This is a genomic window from uncultured Nostoc sp., assembly GCF_964245575.1.
In the GTDB taxonomy this organism is placed as follows: Bacteria; Cyanobacteriota; Cyanobacteriia; order Cyanobacteriales; family Nostocaceae; genus Nostoc.
Map to the genome: position 1 here is coordinate 1 of NZ_CAXTNP010000200.1, position 14,818 is coordinate 14,818.

Consider the following 14,818-nt stretch of genomic DNA (forward strand, 5'->3'; position numbering starts at 1 on the left):
CGCCCGCTCTTTGACTATTGACAGACTGCAAAAATCCTTAACTTGTTACGAATCGGCGACTGCAAGTAACGTTGAGACTAAATTCAGTCCCTATTGATACTTGCTATTTATTTAACATAACTACACAGCATTGAAGTTCTTGTAAGAAAACATGCTAAAAAATTTATTAATGACACCTATGGAATTGGAACAAAACTATGATTAATGAGCAAGAAATAGAAAAACTGTGGCAAGCTTTCAAGGTATTAGACGTAGACGGCAACGGTGCGATCTCAACCGACGAACTGGGGGAGGTAATGCGATCGCTAGGACAAAATCCCACGGAAACGGGGCTGCGTGACTTAATCAAAGAGATTGACGTTGACTTGTCAGGCACTATCAACTTTGAAGAGTTTAAAACGCTGATGATCGCTAAGGTAGGCGATCGCCAAAGCCGCCTTAAGTTAGCCTTCAGTGCCTTTGATGAGAATGGTAGCGGTCAGATTACTGCCGTAGAATTGCGGACAGTAATGAGTCAATTTGGGCTGACAGACGCTGAGTTGAAAGAGATGTTACAGGAAGTAGATCATGATGGCGATGCCTCAATAGACTTTGATGAATTCTGTCAGCTAGTGCCAGATGAGTCAGAGAGCAAAACAGGCTATAAAGACTCACCAATTTCTCTTGAGAGTTCGCTCAAAACAGTTACCACTAATGATACAGCAGTTGTCGCCACCACACAGCCTACTTTACAAGAAGCAACCAGCAACACGACTCCAGAATTAGCACAGCTAAGAGAACAGTTAGCGCAACACCCAAACTCACCGAATCAGAAAAGAAGCGGAACCTCCCGCTTACAAATGCAGATTGGTCTGTTTCGTCTAATTCAAGGAGCAGCTTACCGTAGCTTCCGTGAAAGTTTCTCCGCCAACCATGAAACTCACTTGCGCGTCAAAAATCTGCCATACAGAATTACTGACTTTGTGGAATTTGTCAAGCAGGCGATCGCGCTTTACAAAAAATTAGGTGTGGTGTCCGAGGCTTGCTACCCCGTGCTGGATGCAGTGGTTGAATCGATTGCCGATGAATATGCTCGATTACAAAAACGCATCAAAGACTGGAAAACAGTGGCAAAGACACCAGAAATGTTGGCAGAGGAGAAAGCGATTTTAGAGGCGCAAAGTAAATTTGCCAATGTCAAAGAAAAGTTTGCTGCCGGAGTCGAGTTTGCAATTACCATCAAAAAGAAAAGTCTCAGCTTAGGTGACATCGTGGAAGGTGTGCTGGCCATTAACGAGCTTAATCGGCTCAGAGGAATAGAAATGAATGAAGAAATGGCACCACCACCACCTAAATCTGAGGGAAATCCCAAGGACTATTTATTGAAGTGGAACCGCGTCATCCTTTCCCAGGCAACGGAGGAAGTAGATGGTGCAATGATGCCAGTGGCATACTGGTATGAAGATTTTATGCCGAAGTTGTTAGCAGCGTTTAGTGTCTCTACAGCAGCAGATATCCCAAGGAACACCGTACCTGATGAGGCGGCTTTGGATGAGTGGTATGACTGCACAAAAAAATCAGGAGAATTTAACCGCTACGGAGCAGATGTTGCCGAAAACTTTCTCCATTGCACTCCCAAACAGAAACTGATGCTCAAACAAGCATGGCGGTTAACGCATCACTACCTGAATGGAGTGCAGAAACGGCGCGAACGCCTAGAATTTGGGCGAGAATCAGGCGCACTCTCGCAGTATGTAGCATTCATTGATGTCTATCTAAATCGGACTGAGGTGAAGGATTCCCAAATGCGCGTCAGCTTTCCGTATTACATCGGCCCGGCAGTGTGGCGTTTCTTCCACACCACGGCTGAAATCGTGTCTACCAAGACCGACGTACAGCAAAAAGCCGCAGTAGCAATCTTCAAGGACTTCTTCCAACTGTTTGCCACCATGTACCCTTGTCCCTATTGCCGCCATCACCTGAATATGTACGTTGTGCAGAATAAGGAAGTGGATATGTATCCTGTCGAGTACCTTGTGCTTGGGCGAGATCCTAACCTGACTGACTTTGAGGTGTCAATGCAGGCAAAGTTATCCACCGTGGTAGATGGTTCATCTCTGCGTTTATTCTTCTGGAAGCTACATAATACCGTTTCTTCTTCGATTGCGCGATCGGAAGAGTGGTATCACAAGGATGAGAAGGCATTTTACACCACCCGTTTTTGGCCCAGCCTTGACTCGGAGCTAGCAAGAGCGAATGCCCTCAAATATACCAGCATCGAAACTGCTCGCATCTACAATATTTATGGAATGCTCAAGCCATTAGCACGCCTCACAGGAGTGAAAACCCAATTGCCAAAGCTGTTGCAAAAGGGCGATGAAAATAGCCTCAAAGAAGCATGTATAGTTGCACAGAACCACATTAAGGATTTGGAGGAAGCTGTCATCCGTGGAGAGTTTCTGCAAGAGACATACTACTTTGAGCCTGAACTTGCCGATAAAGCTCCCCTCTTCACCCCTGAAGAAGAAGAGTTTGCCCGAACCGGCATGTTTACAGAAACCACCTAAAATAATTCGTAATTGATAATTCGTAATTCGTAATTTAATTCTTAACTACGAATTACGAATTAATTAAAATTCCCCTCTCTTCTGTTGCCGTTCTTTGAGTTTCAGCATAATTTCTGCGTGCATCTCGCGGCTAATTGGGTAAAAATACGTTAAAACTAAGCCACAAAGCAAACAAACTGTAGGTATAGGCCCAACAGCAATACGAATCGCCAACAGTGCCAAGTCAGGTTGAGTGGGTGGTGGACTTCCGGCTACAGATTCTTTAAAACCCGATACTTGCAAAGCATTTCCCACTAAAAACAGCCCGAAAGCTAAACCAAATTTTTGTAACAAAACCATGAAGCCATAAAAAATGCCTTCTCTGCGTTGTCCAGTTTGCAGTTCATCTAATTCAATCACGTCTGGAATCATCGACCAGGGAATTAGATAAGCTGTGGACACACCAATACCAGCCATAACAGCCATCAAATACATCAAAACTATTTGACCAGGTTTTAAGAAAAATAGTCCGGCGGCGGCTATAATCCACAAACTCATTCCCAGAAAATAAACAACTTTTTTCCCGACTTTTTTACTCAGCGCACCCCAGACAGATAGCATCAGTAGGGCAGTTGCTTGCACGGCAATCAGTACTATGGGCACATCTGATTCAAATTTAAGACCCATACAATTGACTACAAAATAGGGAATAATGCTGGCTGTAATTTGCACACCTAGCCAAGAAAAAAGATATATACCAATAACAAATAAAAAAGGTCGGTTGCTAAAGACAATTTTTAGCTGTTCGCCGAAGGGGAGAGATGCAGGTTCTTCGGCTAGGATGCGTTTAGCCTCAAAAGCTAGGATGCGATCGCGGACTCCAAAAACGCACCAATATAATCCTAAAATCGAAATTACAGTACAAATTGCTGCTAAAACGAGATATGCTTGTTGGCGATCGGCAATCTGCGAAAAAACAATTCCCGCTAAAATGAATGACAGAATGCTGCCACCAATGGAAAATGTAAAGCGATAGCTGTTAAGGCTGGTGCGTTCGTCGTAATCTTGAGTTAGTTCTGGAGTCATCGCCGTATAAGGCAAATTCACAACCGTGTAAAACGTTTGAGATAGAATCCCAATCGCTACGTAATACCAGAACAGCGGCCAAATATTCTCACTCTGATTTGCACTAAATTGCGGTACAATCCACTGCAACAAAAAGAAAATTCCAAAGGGGATTGCTCCATAAAACATCCAGGGAAGACGACGGCCCCAGCGACGAGATTTCGTTTTATCAGTCAGGAACCCCACAAGCGGATCGTTTACGCCATCCCAGATTTTGCCAATCATTAAAATCGTGCCAGCTAAACCCGCAGGGATACCAGCGACATTGGTAAAGAAAATCAGCAGATAAAAGACAGAGATATTTGCAGTAATTGCCGGGCCTAAATCTCCTGCACCGTAAGCCAGCTTTGTTTTTAAGTCAAGTTTTTCACTCTTAGGATCTTGTTGGGCATCGCCATCAGCAGCAGAATCGTTCATAATAACTTGCACTCATACTAAAATAAAAAGTTTGCGTAGGTGTAACCCGCACTTCTCTACGAGACGCTGCGCGAACGGCAACCTCAGTGACCATCGTAGACATCGCCTTCAATACTAGCTATCTACCACTCCCGTTAGACTTATGCCAGACCTTTATGTTTCTTGGTCAGATTATCACCAAAAAATTGAACAACTAGCTATTCAGATTTATGAATCCGGTTGGGAATTCAACCAGATAATCTGTCTTGCCAGAGGAGGACTACGAGTTGGAGATATTCTTTCCCGTATATACCAGCAGCCACTGGCAATTTTAGCAACCTCATCTTACAGTGGCACTGGTAAGCAAGAAAGAAATAATTTAATTTTCTCCCGCCACTTGACAATGACCACCGAAAAATTAGGTTCGCGCATTCTCCTAGTTGATGACTTAGTAGACTCTGGGATCACCCTCCAACAGACTATACCTTGGCTCAAGCAAAATAATGATTCCCCAATTGAAGAAATTCGCACTGCCGTTCTTTGGTATAAAGCTTGTTCGGTTATAGCACCTGATTATTATGTGGATTACTTGGCTGACAACCCCTGGATTCACCAACCTTTTGAACACTACGAGCAGATGAACATCGCAGAACTTGCGCGTAAGGTAAATAAAGTCAGGAGTTAGAAGTGATGAGTGAGGAGTTATTAATTCTTAACTCCTAACTCCCCAAACTTAGGACTCCACCACCCTTTTTGCGTACTGAAATAAGCCACATCTTTATGTTTGGTATCCTTACGGGATTGTGGGTCACAACATCGCAACATTGTTTTACTCTGTCCCTCTTTGATATAACTGTACTCCTCTAGAGGTTTCTTACATACTGGACAGGGATATGCCGTCATCTTCACGGGAGGCTTTTGTTGATTCTCAGCTTGGACTGCTTTAGTTTGTGGTGGCTGCCAAGTTTTGTTAAAGTCGCTCCAAAACAGCACGACATTTTCACAGCCTTTTGTGCATTTGAGGAAATATTTCTTTTTAACTTTACTGCTCGGAATTTTGGCGAGAAAATTTTTGCATTCAGGGCATCGCGTCTTGGAAGTTTCATATTTGCGCTCGCTTATCACATTAGCTTTACCTGTTGAGGAACTCGCAACTACAGTTTTAGCTTTGGAGAGCGCTGGTACAAAGTAATTTTGATTCCAACTAGTTAAATAATGTTGCCAAAAATTCTTTCCTTCGGAAATGGCATCAAGAGCATCCTCCATTTTCGCTGTGAATTCCGCCTCTAGTAAATCCGGCAATGCTTTGAGCAAAAACGCATCAACTTCTAACCCTAACGCTGTTGGTTGCAGATGGTCTTTTTTCAACTCCACATAATTGCGTTTTTTTAAAGTAGCAACAGTAGGAGCATAAGTACTTGGGCGACCAATTCCTTTACGTTCCATCAATTGCACCAATTTTGGTTCACTATAACGCGGTGGTGGCTGGGTCTGCTTCTTCTCATGTCCAGCATTCTCCAGTTTCAATGCTTGTCCCTGTTGTAATGAAGGTAAAACACTATCCTTACTGAGATTGTTCCAGTACCGAGCATAACCGTAAAATTCAATTACTTGCCCTCTGGCTGACCACAGTAGGGAACCAGACTGAGTAATCACCTGAGTTTTACGCAATTGGGCAGCACGACACTGAGAGGCAATTGACCGTTTCCAAATCATCACATACAGATTAAACTCATCATCAGGAAGTTCAGAGCGCAATTGAACAGAGGGACGAAACACATCAGTTGGACGAATCGCCTCATGTGCTTCTTGAGCCGATTTGCTACTGCGATGCTTGGCGACTTGCTGCGGTACATTCTGCGGATCATTTTGCTCCAACCATTTACGAGCGCTGGCACAAAATTCTGGACTCAGCATTACTGAGTCTGTTCGCATATATGTGATAAGCCCTGCCTCATAAAGCTTTTGGGCTACAATCATAGTTTTGTCAGGAGCAAACCTCAACTTTGAACCGGCTGCTTGCTGAAGGCTGGAAGTTGTAAATGGTGGAGGTGGCTGGCGGTTAACGATTTTTCCTTCAAAATGAATCACCTGATGAGGATGCCGCAGTGCTTCTTCAACTAAACGTGTAGCCTCTGCTTCGGAAAGAACGCGCTTAGACTCTGGTGTTTCTGGACTATTACCTACCTTCGCGTCATCATGAGTTTCAGTTTCTTGTTCTGCTGCATCTTTTGCAGAATCGACCGTCCCTTTGTAAAAAGCTCGAAATCCTTCAGCATAATCTACCCAGACACTCCAGTAATCTTGGGGGACAAAAGTCAGAATTTCGTTTTCTCGCTGACAAATCAGATGCAACGTCGCGCTTTGAACTCTGCCAACACTCTTAGCGCCGTTATTTAATGCCCAAACTAAAGGGCTACCTTTATAACCCACCAACTTATCTAGGCAATCTCGACACAGCCCAGCACCGATCAAGTTTTGGTCTAGCTTTCTGGGATTAGCGATCGCACTCTGCACCGCAGATGCTGTAATCTCAGTATAAATTACTCGTTTCGGTTCCCTTAAACCCAGCGTTTCTTTGAGATGCCAAGCGATTGTTTCGCCTTCCCGGTCTGGGTCAGTTGCTAAGACAACTTCATCAACCTGCCTCACCGCAGACTTGAGCTTCTGGATTGTTTCTTTTGCTCGTTGGTCACGCGGGACGTAATTGCACCGCACATTACTGCCGTCCATGACGAAGCCTAAGGAATCGTCCCCTTCATTGCTGAGTTCGCGGATATGACCACAACTGGCTAGAACTTTCCAATCCGAACCCAGAATTTGACTGAGTTTTTTGACTTTTCCGGGAGACTCGACCACAAGCAGGCGTTTTATCATAGCAACTGCATTCTTGATTCTGAGCAATAAACTGGCAATTGCGATGAGCGATCGCCTATTCTCGTGATATGGATTTTCTAGAATACTGTACCAAAAAGCTTGGGAAATTGCTCAACTCAGTTTAGAGGTAAATGATGCTCCTCCAAAGCGATCACCGTTGGAACTGGCTCAACTATTATGATTTTAGCCTCAACAACCTAGTTAAATTAGGATTTAACGACATCCGCCTACGAGACAAACACTTACCAAGTATCATGTCTGCACTTGTTTGGTATCAATGGAGTTTAGGTTTAATTTACATCACCCTAGTTTTGTGGGCACTTTTCCGTACAATTCTGGGATTGAACTTGCTAATTTATCTGAAGTAATTTTCTTGTACTTAAACCTTTGCTTCACTTCTAAGTATCTAGCGTCAGTTTTGCAACAAAACCGCCAATTGTCCGGTGCAGGCATTTACTATGCTGCATACCTTAATAACAGTACATTTGTACACGATAAAAACGATCTTATAATTTAGCATCTTCAACCAATTATTGCTACTCTTAAGGCAGTAAATTACTATTTATTCACAGATTTCTGTCTGAAGCCTAAACTTCATACTATGCTTATTGAATTTAGTGTCGGTAACTACAGATCGTTTAAAGAACAAGTCACCTTTAGTATGGTGGCAGCTAACCTTGTCGCAAAAGAAAAAAAGCTTGATGAAAATAACGTTTTTGAAGTAGATAATGATTTAAAACTACTTAAAAGCGCCGCAATATATGGAGCAAATGCTAGTGGTAAAAGTAACCTAGCTACAGCTTTAAATTTCATGAGATGGTTTATGATCAATTCTTCTAAAGAGACTCAAAGCACGGAAAAAATAGGTGTTGAGCGATTTAAACTTAGCACTGAAACCGAAGCTAAACCATCTTTTTTTGAAATAATATTTTTAATGAATGACAAGAGATATAGATATGGATTCGAGGCAACTCGCGATCAAGTTGTCTCTGAATGGTTATTTTATGTCCCTAAATCAAGAGAAACTAAACTTTTTGAGCGCAAACAGGACAAGATTAGTATTTCTAAAACATATAAAGCTGATGGTATTCAGCAGAAGACAAGACATAATGCCCTCTTCTTATCTGTATCTGCTCAATTTAATGTCCAGATTGCAGAGAAAATCTTAGATTGGCTGACAAACAGAGTCAAAATTACCTCAGGTTTAAATGATAGTGGCTATCTAGAATACACAGTTAGTTGTTTAATGAATAATAAACATAAAGATGAAATTTTTCAGTTACTCAAAAAATTAGATTTAGGATTTGGCGATATCAAAGTAGAGGAAAGTGAAATTACTGCTGATTCTTTTTCTAGAGAATTGCCAGATGAAATAAAGAACTACATTCTAAAAAATGGTAGCAGAAAAGTAATATCAGTTCAAACTATGCACCAAAAATTTGATGGCGAAGGAAATCCTGTATCTACAGAGATATTTGATTTAGAAGAGCAAGAGTCTGAAGGAACTCAAAAAGTCTTTGCTTTGGCAGGGCCTCTTATTGATACACTGACAAATGGTAAAGTTCTAATCATTGATGAATTCGATGCTAGAATTCATCCTTTGATCAGCCGTGCAATTGTTGAATTATTTAATTCTAATGAAACGAATCAAAATAATGCTCAGTTAATATTCATGACTCACGATACCAACTTGCTTAACAATAAGCTTTTTCGTAGGGATCAGATTTGGTTTACTGAAAAGAATAGATATGGTGCAACAGATTTGTACTCTTTAGCAGAATACAAGATACCTGACGATGCACCATTTGAGAGTGATTATATTCAAGGTAGATATGGCGCAATTCCGTATATCGGCAATTTGAATGATCTAATTGACTCTAATGTCTAGAAGAAAGGCAAACTCTCGTGGATATTCACTGAGAAAAGTTAATACAAGGGAAGTCAAGCAGAGATTCTTGATTGTGTGTGAAGGATCAAAAACCGAACCTAACTACTTTAGGAGTTTTCGTGTACCCAAGAATGTTGCTGAAATAGACGTGCAGGGTGTAGGAGAAAATCCAAGTAAACTAGTGCAAAGCGCCAAGGATTTGAATAAGCAAGGAGCGTATGATCAGGTTTGGTGTGTTTTTGATCGTAATTCTTGGACTATAGAAGATTTTAATAACGCTATTAAAAATGCTAAGGGTGAAGGGTTTGAAGTAGCTTATTCTAATGAAGCTTTTGAACTATGGTATGTCCTGCATTTTGAATTTCTTCACACTGGTATTCCTCGAAGTGATTATCTGAGGAAACTAACTTCTTTATTTGGTCAGACATATCAGAAAAATAGTGAAACGATTTATGATGAGCTATTTGATAAGCAAGCTATTGCTATTAAAAATGCTGAAAATCTTCTTAAACAATATGCTCCTCACACTCCAGCCAAAGATAATCCATCAACAACGGTGCATTTATTAGTACAGGAACTCAACAAGTTTGTTCTGTAAATAGACTCGGAGTAGCTGTTTCATGATGTCCATTTCCCCTTGCACTACATTAGTTGTATCTATATAATACAATAAGCCTAAGCTTTACAGTGGCAAGACTTTATATGTGCTAGTTTTTGGGAAGGCTGGGATAGCTTTGTGACTTTTGTCCAGGAAAATTCCCGACTTTTTTAAAAAGTCGGGAATCTGAATCTTTGGATTTTCACTAGTACCCCACAGCGTAAATCCAGCTACCATCTCAATTAACAAGACTTGGGGCAAAATCTTCTTGTTAAAGGTAGGCAAACTTCCGCCACAGTATACTAGGGAGTGTCAACTATTCCCTAATGAGGTACAGCCACTTGTGCATCGGCTACCTGGGTATTGTCAGCAACAATTTTGCGGAATAAATCGCCTTCAATTGTTTCCTGTTCTATTAACAAATCTACTAAACGCTCCAAAACTATGCGGTTGAGTTGCAACAGTTCTATTGCTCTAATGTAGGAATTGTTAACAATTTCGCGCACCTGTGAATCAATTTTGGCGGCAATTTCCTCAGAATAGTCTGATTTATTCATCCAGTCACGTCCCAAAAATACCTCTCCACTTTGATTTTCTAGTGACAATGGGCCTAATTCTGACATCCCGAAGCGTGTCACCATCTGCCGCGCCATTCCTGTAACTTGTTGCAGGTCATTGCCTGCACCTGTGGTCACTTCTGGCTTACCAAAAACAATTTCCTCGGCAGCACGACCACCCAAAGTAGCGGTAATCCTGGCTTTGAGTTGGGAACGCGAAATTAACCCCTGTTCTTCGTTGGGAGTAAACCAAGTTAATCCCAATGCTTGCCCCCGTGGGATAAGTGTAACTTTTTGCACAGGGTCATGCCCTTTCAGGAATGTGCCAACTAAAGCATGTCCAACTTCATGATAGGCAATCAACCGCTTGCTCTTGCTGTCTACTAAGGCCGTACCTTCCATACCTGCAACGACTCTATCCACAGCAGCATCAATTTCTAAAAGGGTAACAGCTTCTTTGCGCCTCCTTGCAGTGAGAATGGCAGCTTCGTTGAGTAAGTTGGCTAAGTCTGCGCCAGTAAAACCAGGAGTGCGACGAGCAATCGCTTCTAATGATACGCTAGGATCAATTTTTTTATTCCGCGCGTGGACTTTCAAAATATCCAGTCGTCCTTTGAGATCAGGTGGATCGACCATCACTTGTCTGTCAAAGCGTCCCGGTCTGAGTAACGCTGTATCTAAAACATCTGGGCGGTTAGTGGCAGCAATAATAATAATGCCTGTGTTACCTTCAAAACCATCCATTTCGGTGAGCAGTTGGTTGAGGGTTTGTTCGCGCTCGTCGTTACCGCCACCGATACCAGCACCCCGTTGTCTACCTACTGCGTCAATTTCATCGATAAATATTAGGCAAGGGGCATTCTCTTTGGCTTTCTTGAAGAGGTCGCGCACGCGAGATGCACCCACACCGACGAACATTTCTACGAATTCTGAACCGGAAATACTGAAGAATGGTACACCAGCTTCACCTGCGATCGCTTTTGCTAGTAGAGTTTTACCTGTACCAGGGGGGCCAATTAACAGCACACCTTTGGGAATACGTGCGCCTACGGCGGTAAATCTTTCAGGCTGTTTCAGGAAAGTAACAACTTCTTCGAGTTCTTCTTTAGCTTCTTGAACCCCGGCTACGTCTTCAAATTTTACTCCAGTTTTTGCCTCCATTTGGAAGCGAGCTTTGGATTTACCAAAATTCATCGCTTGGCTAGAAGCATTAGTAGAGCGACGCAGGAACAATAGCATTAAAGCCACCAGTGGCAAAATCCACATGAGATTGATCAACAGTCCAACAGCAGCTCGACTATTAGCTGAGGAAACTTCACCAAAATCAACATTCTTATCTTTGAGGATGTTAACTAACTCTGTGTTTTGTGCCAGAAGTCTCACCTGTTGCGGTGGTGTATCAGGCTTTTGCCCTTTGAGATAAACCTTTGCTAGCTGTTCAGTTTCGTCAAGCTCTACTTTTTGGATTTCTCCCGCCTTCGCTTTCTTGATCAAATCGCCATAATTTAAAGAGGTGCTTTCTGCTTTTTGCGCCAAGACGGGAGTACTCCCGAAAATTCCTGGTACCATAATCAAACTAGCTGCGATGCCGAAGGCGGGCTTAGCCAACGCACTAACCCAAGCAACGCGCTTTGACGACTGTCTTGTTATCAATGCTTTTTTTCCCAAATTTGTCATAATAATTACCCTTTATCTGCTGGCACAAGTTGAGCTATGGTTTTATGCATATTCTTCTACCAAAAATTGTAATAACTGGAAATTACACTTTTCTTATCTAGTCTAACTTCCACACAAAACCATTCCCAAGTTTCTTCTGGCGATCGCATAAAGTTGAGCAACCTAGATCATTATCTTGATTTATGCAGCTGTTAAGACTGGGCATTGGGCACTTGTACTCTCGCACTCGTGCCGAGCCTTGGGAGAGCGTAGCCGTAAAGCCTGCGGCATAGCTACGCTTAGGGCCAAGCCTCTTCTTCGAGTTGGGCAAAGCCGAGGTACTTGTACTGAGCGAAGTCGAAGTAAGCCGAAGTATTGGGCAAAGACTTACTGCCCCTCATCTTCCCCAGTCCCCAGCTCTCAGTAGATATTAATTTGACACATTCTGACACAAATCGCTAAGATAAGCATAGTCATAACGATTCCGTTTTTACTAAATTTGGTAATAGTAGCTAGTTAATAGTTTGTGGGTTAATTATGGTAAGAATTGTTGGCATTGGTGGTAGTTTAAGACCCAACTCATATACCCAGCTTGCTTTAGAAGTAGCAGTACAAAGGGTTGAAGCCCTCGGTGCAGAGGTAGAAATTCTCGATTTACGGCAGTTGCAGCTACCGTTTTGCACTGCTGCTAAGGAGTATCCAGAGTACCCAGATGTTCTGCGCTTGCAAGATACAGTCAGCCGCGCCGATGGGTTAATTTTAGCGACACCTGAATATCATGGTGGGGTTAGTGGTGTCCTGAAAAATGCCCTAGATTTGATGAGCTTTGAGCAACTGTCTGATAAGGTGACAGGACTAATCAGCGTATTGGGGGGTCAGTCTAATAGTAATGCTTTAAATGACCTACGGCTAATTGTCCGATGGGTGCATGGTTGGGTGATTCCCGAACAAATTGCGATCGGACAAGCTTGGGGTGCTTTCAGTCCTGAAGGCAAGTTACTAGATGAGAAAATTTCGCAAAGATTTGACCAATTTGCTCAGAGTTTAGTTGATAATACTCGTAAGCTACGGGGTGTAAATTAGTTGTAGGGTGAGCAAAATTTTGCCCACCCTACAAAACTAAACTTAATGATCCGTGCGGTTTTCTCAAAGATGCACGTTAATAGACATCTGGTGAAATTAAATATGCGTTACTAGAACCCTTGTACAGACGTAGCAATGCTATGTCTGTACATTCTTTTTCATTCCTATGTCTAATGATGATGGTGGTGGTGATGGTGATCCCCAGCGAGTTGGGGATTAACTGCCAAAGCTTGCTCTGACAACAACTCTGCAATATGAACATCAGCCCATTGGGCTGCCATTGCCATAAATTCTGGATGATCGTTAACGCAAGCCATTTGCACGTAGTTCGTACCAGGATGCTGTTTCTCTAAAGTATGGATGATATGATGTACATCCAATAAAGTTTCGTGGTTTTCTGTGGCAAAGCCAATTGGCATAAAAATTACCACTTTTGCACCCAGTTGAATCAGGTTATTTGCTGCTTGTTCGGCATTTGGCTGTGTCCAATCAATTAGGGGCGTGTCGTGATTAAGCCAACCCACCGAGATTAAAGGATAACGATTAATCAACTTATCCCGAACTAAATCGTACATTGCTTCACTTTCGGCAATCCCAGAAGTAAAGCCTTTAGCTTTATGGGGACAGCCATGATTCATTAGCACAATACCGATTTGAGAAGGTAAATAAGCTGCGGCTAACTCAGCAATTTTCTCTTCAACCAGATGAGCCATCAAATCGATGTAAGCTGGTTCGTTGAAGAAAGAAGGAATGTAGCGCTGTGCTTTCACCCAGTGTTCTTCACCATCAGTCAACTCAACTAGAGCATTGTTAACTTGCTCGATCGCAATCCCACTGGTAAAGATAGAATCAACAACCAGCAGTGGGTAAATCAGTAGCTTCTCGAAGCCTTGGTTTTTGATTTCTGCTAAAACTTGATTAGGTAGAAAAGGGGCGCAGAAGTTGAAAGCCTTGAAAACTTGGACTTTATCACCCCATTTTTCTTGTAAATTCTTCTCGATCCCAGCCCGTTGCTGTTCAAAGATGGCATTGTGTGGGGAGATAAAATCGTGGTGTGTGTGTCCCCACTCGTGGCGGTCAAATAGCGCCAAAAGCTTTGCCAGGGGGGGATAAATCCAGGTTGGTACTGGCGCAAATTTTGCTGTCAGTAGATTTAAAGCCTGTTCGTTATAGTTGGCGAAATCTTCATAGCTTTCGACTTCGCCGTAGCCCATAAGCAGTACGGCTACACGGTCTTTACCTGATAGATGCTCGTGGGTGTGTTGTACTTTTTCCGGCGTGGCAACCACAATTAGTTCCTCAATATAACCAGAGTGCAGAGAAATATAAAGTCAGGGAATAGTTTGTACATTTTCCCCACTAATAACTTATTATCCCATCCAGGGGGATAGGATAGGTGGGAAAATTAAGATAATACATCAAAAGACATACAAAACTTACGTAGGCTATTGGGCATTGGGAATTGAATCAATGCGGCATCTGCTATGCTGCTGGAATAGCGAAAGTGCTTAAGATGCCAAAAAGCCGCGTTCTTAGTGAAATTAATTTGGTGCAGGTTTTTGCTAAATGCGTTTATCCAGATTTAAGTCTTCAACAATTCCCAACATCAAGTTAAGAGTTTCAAAATATTCTCTTAAAGGCGCAAAGCTTAACACACTTTTAAATAGATTAGGTTCAAATATATTATTTTCTACTGCTTCTTCAATGGCTATGTATATCATGTCATCAACAAAGGAAATATAAATATTTCTGTTGGTTTTCTTGCGAAAATTAACTATTTTATCCATTAAACTAGTAGATAAGACATAACGTGCTTCTATTTGGTCATCACCATAAACAGTGAATATTTTAGCAAATTCTGGATCTTCTAATTTAATTTCCTGTTTTTTAGTAAGATTAATAGTATGAATGTTAGCGTTAATAAATTTTGGCTGAACGATTGTAACAGTTTGTAGATTTTTGTTAAACTTAGCTTTAAAAAATAATCCTTTAAATACTACACTTGCACGGTTAAATTGATTTCTAAAAACTTCACCTTCAAATTTTTTATATTCAATATTTTTACCTTGTAAAATACTGCCAAATATATATGGACTCATTTTTAATAATCTAA

At 41.9% G+C, this 14,818-nt stretch carries 10 protein-coding genes and 1 pseudogene; 6 read left to right on the forward strand and 5 right to left on the reverse strand.

Features of this window, described 5'->3' with window-relative positions; genetic code table 11:
- Window positions 1-197: 197 nt before the first annotated feature.
- Window positions 198-2,546: an EF-hand domain-containing protein gene (locus tag ACFFAP_RS26245; protein WP_375513975.1), complete on the forward strand. Its 2,349-nt coding sequence runs from the start codon at window positions 198-200 to the stop codon at window positions 2,544-2,546.
- A 63-nt stretch (window positions 2,547-2,609) separates the two neighbouring features.
- Here the strand turns inward: ACFFAP_RS26245 and ACFFAP_RS26250 are convergent, their stop codons facing one another.
- Window positions 2,610-4,067 carry an MFS transporter gene (locus ACFFAP_RS26250; protein WP_375513976.1) on the reverse strand — a complete coding sequence of 486 codons (1,458 nt, stop codon included), beginning with the start codon at window positions 4,065-4,067 and terminating at the stop codon, window positions 2,610-2,612.
- Window positions 4,068-4,209: 142 nt separating this feature from the next.
- Here ACFFAP_RS26250 and ACFFAP_RS26255 point away from each other — a divergent pair, with 142 nt between their 5' ends.
- Window positions 4,210-4,731, forward strand: a complete 522-nt coding sequence (locus ACFFAP_RS26255) for a phosphoribosyltransferase (RefSeq protein ID WP_375513977.1) — start codon at window positions 4,210-4,212, stop codon at window positions 4,729-4,731.
- Between the two features lie 20 nt (window positions 4,732-4,751).
- Here ACFFAP_RS26255 and topA read toward each other — a convergent pair whose 3' ends face one another.
- The gene (topA, locus tag ACFFAP_RS26260) at window positions 4,752-6,923 is read right to left on the reverse strand and encodes a type I DNA topoisomerase (RefSeq protein WP_375513978.1); all 2,172 of its coding nucleotides are present in this window, start codon (window positions 6,921-6,923) and stop codon (window positions 4,752-4,754) included.
- 134 nt (window positions 6,924-7,057) lie between these two features.
- On the opposite strand from topA, the pseudogene ACFFAP_RS26265 reads away from it, so the two are divergent.
- The 3 genes and pseudogenes from ACFFAP_RS26265 to ACFFAP_RS26275 all read left to right on the forward strand — a co-directional run.
- Window positions 7,058-7,291: pseudogene (locus tag ACFFAP_RS26265) on the forward strand (pentapeptide repeat-containing protein); the annotation flags it as partial.
- 233 nt (window positions 7,292-7,524) lie between these two features.
- Window positions 7,525-8,811 (forward strand): ATP/GTP-binding protein, encoded by a 1,287-nt coding sequence (locus ACFFAP_RS26270; RefSeq protein ID WP_375513979.1) that lies wholly within the window; start codon window positions 7,525-7,527, stop codon window positions 8,809-8,811.
- Window positions 8,812-8,884: 73 nt separating this feature from the next.
- Window positions 8,885-9,409 carry an RloB family protein gene (locus ACFFAP_RS26275; RefSeq protein ID WP_375513984.1) on the forward strand — a complete coding sequence of 175 codons (525 nt, stop codon included), beginning with the start codon at window positions 8,885-8,887 and terminating at the stop codon, window positions 9,407-9,409.
- 323 nt (window positions 9,410-9,732) lie between these two features.
- Here ACFFAP_RS26275 and ftsH read toward each other — a convergent pair whose 3' ends face one another.
- On the reverse strand, window positions 9,733-11,643 hold the full coding sequence (gene ftsH / locus ACFFAP_RS26280) for an ATP-dependent zinc metalloprotease FtsH (protein ID WP_375513980.1): 1,911 nt from the start codon (window positions 11,641-11,643) through the stop codon (window positions 9,733-9,735).
- A gap of 516 nt (window positions 11,644-12,159) precedes the next feature.
- Between ftsH and ACFFAP_RS26285 the strand changes: the two genes are divergently transcribed.
- The gene (locus tag ACFFAP_RS26285; RefSeq protein WP_375513981.1) at window positions 12,160-12,705 is read left to right on the forward strand and encodes an NADPH-dependent FMN reductase; all 546 of its coding nucleotides are present in this window, start codon (window positions 12,160-12,162) and stop codon (window positions 12,703-12,705) included.
- Window positions 12,706-12,875: 170 nt separating this feature from the next.
- Here the strand turns inward: ACFFAP_RS26285 and ACFFAP_RS26290 are convergent, their stop codons facing one another.
- Both ACFFAP_RS26290 and ACFFAP_RS26295 read right to left on the reverse strand, forming a co-directional pair.
- Complete coding sequence (locus ACFFAP_RS26290; protein WP_375513982.1) at window positions 12,876-13,994, reverse strand: ferrochelatase; 1,119 nt, start codon at window positions 13,992-13,994, stop codon at window positions 12,876-12,878.
- Between the two features lie 273 nt (window positions 13,995-14,267).
- Window positions 14,268-14,818 (reverse strand): DUF3137 domain-containing protein (locus ACFFAP_RS26295; protein WP_375513983.1); only part of this gene is annotated, 551 nt, incomplete at its 5' end.

Coding starts and splice junctions, on each gene's coding strand:
- ACFFAP_RS26245 (WP_375513975.1), top strand. CDS start 198: ATGATTAATGAGCAAGAAATAGAAAAACTGTGGCAAGCTTTCAAGGTA.
- ACFFAP_RS26250 (WP_375513976.1), bottom strand. CDS start 4,067: ATGAACGATTCTGCTGCTGATGGCGATGCCCAACAAGATCCTAAGAGT.
- ACFFAP_RS26255 (WP_375513977.1), top strand. CDS start 4,210: ATGCCAGACCTTTATGTTTCTTGGTCAGATTATCACCAAAAAATTGAA.
- topA (WP_375513978.1), bottom strand. CDS start 6,923: ATGATAAAACGCCTGCTTGTGGTCGAGTCTCCCGGAAAAGTCAAAAAA.
- ACFFAP_RS26270 (WP_375513979.1), top strand. CDS start 7,525: ATGCTTATTGAATTTAGTGTCGGTAACTACAGATCGTTTAAAGAACAA.
- ftsH (WP_375513980.1), bottom strand. CDS start 11,643: ATGACAAATTTGGGAAAAAAAGCATTGATAACAAGACAGTCGTCAAAG.
- ACFFAP_RS26285 (WP_375513981.1), top strand. CDS start 12,160: ATGGTAAGAATTGTTGGCATTGGTGGTAGTTTAAGACCCAACTCATAT.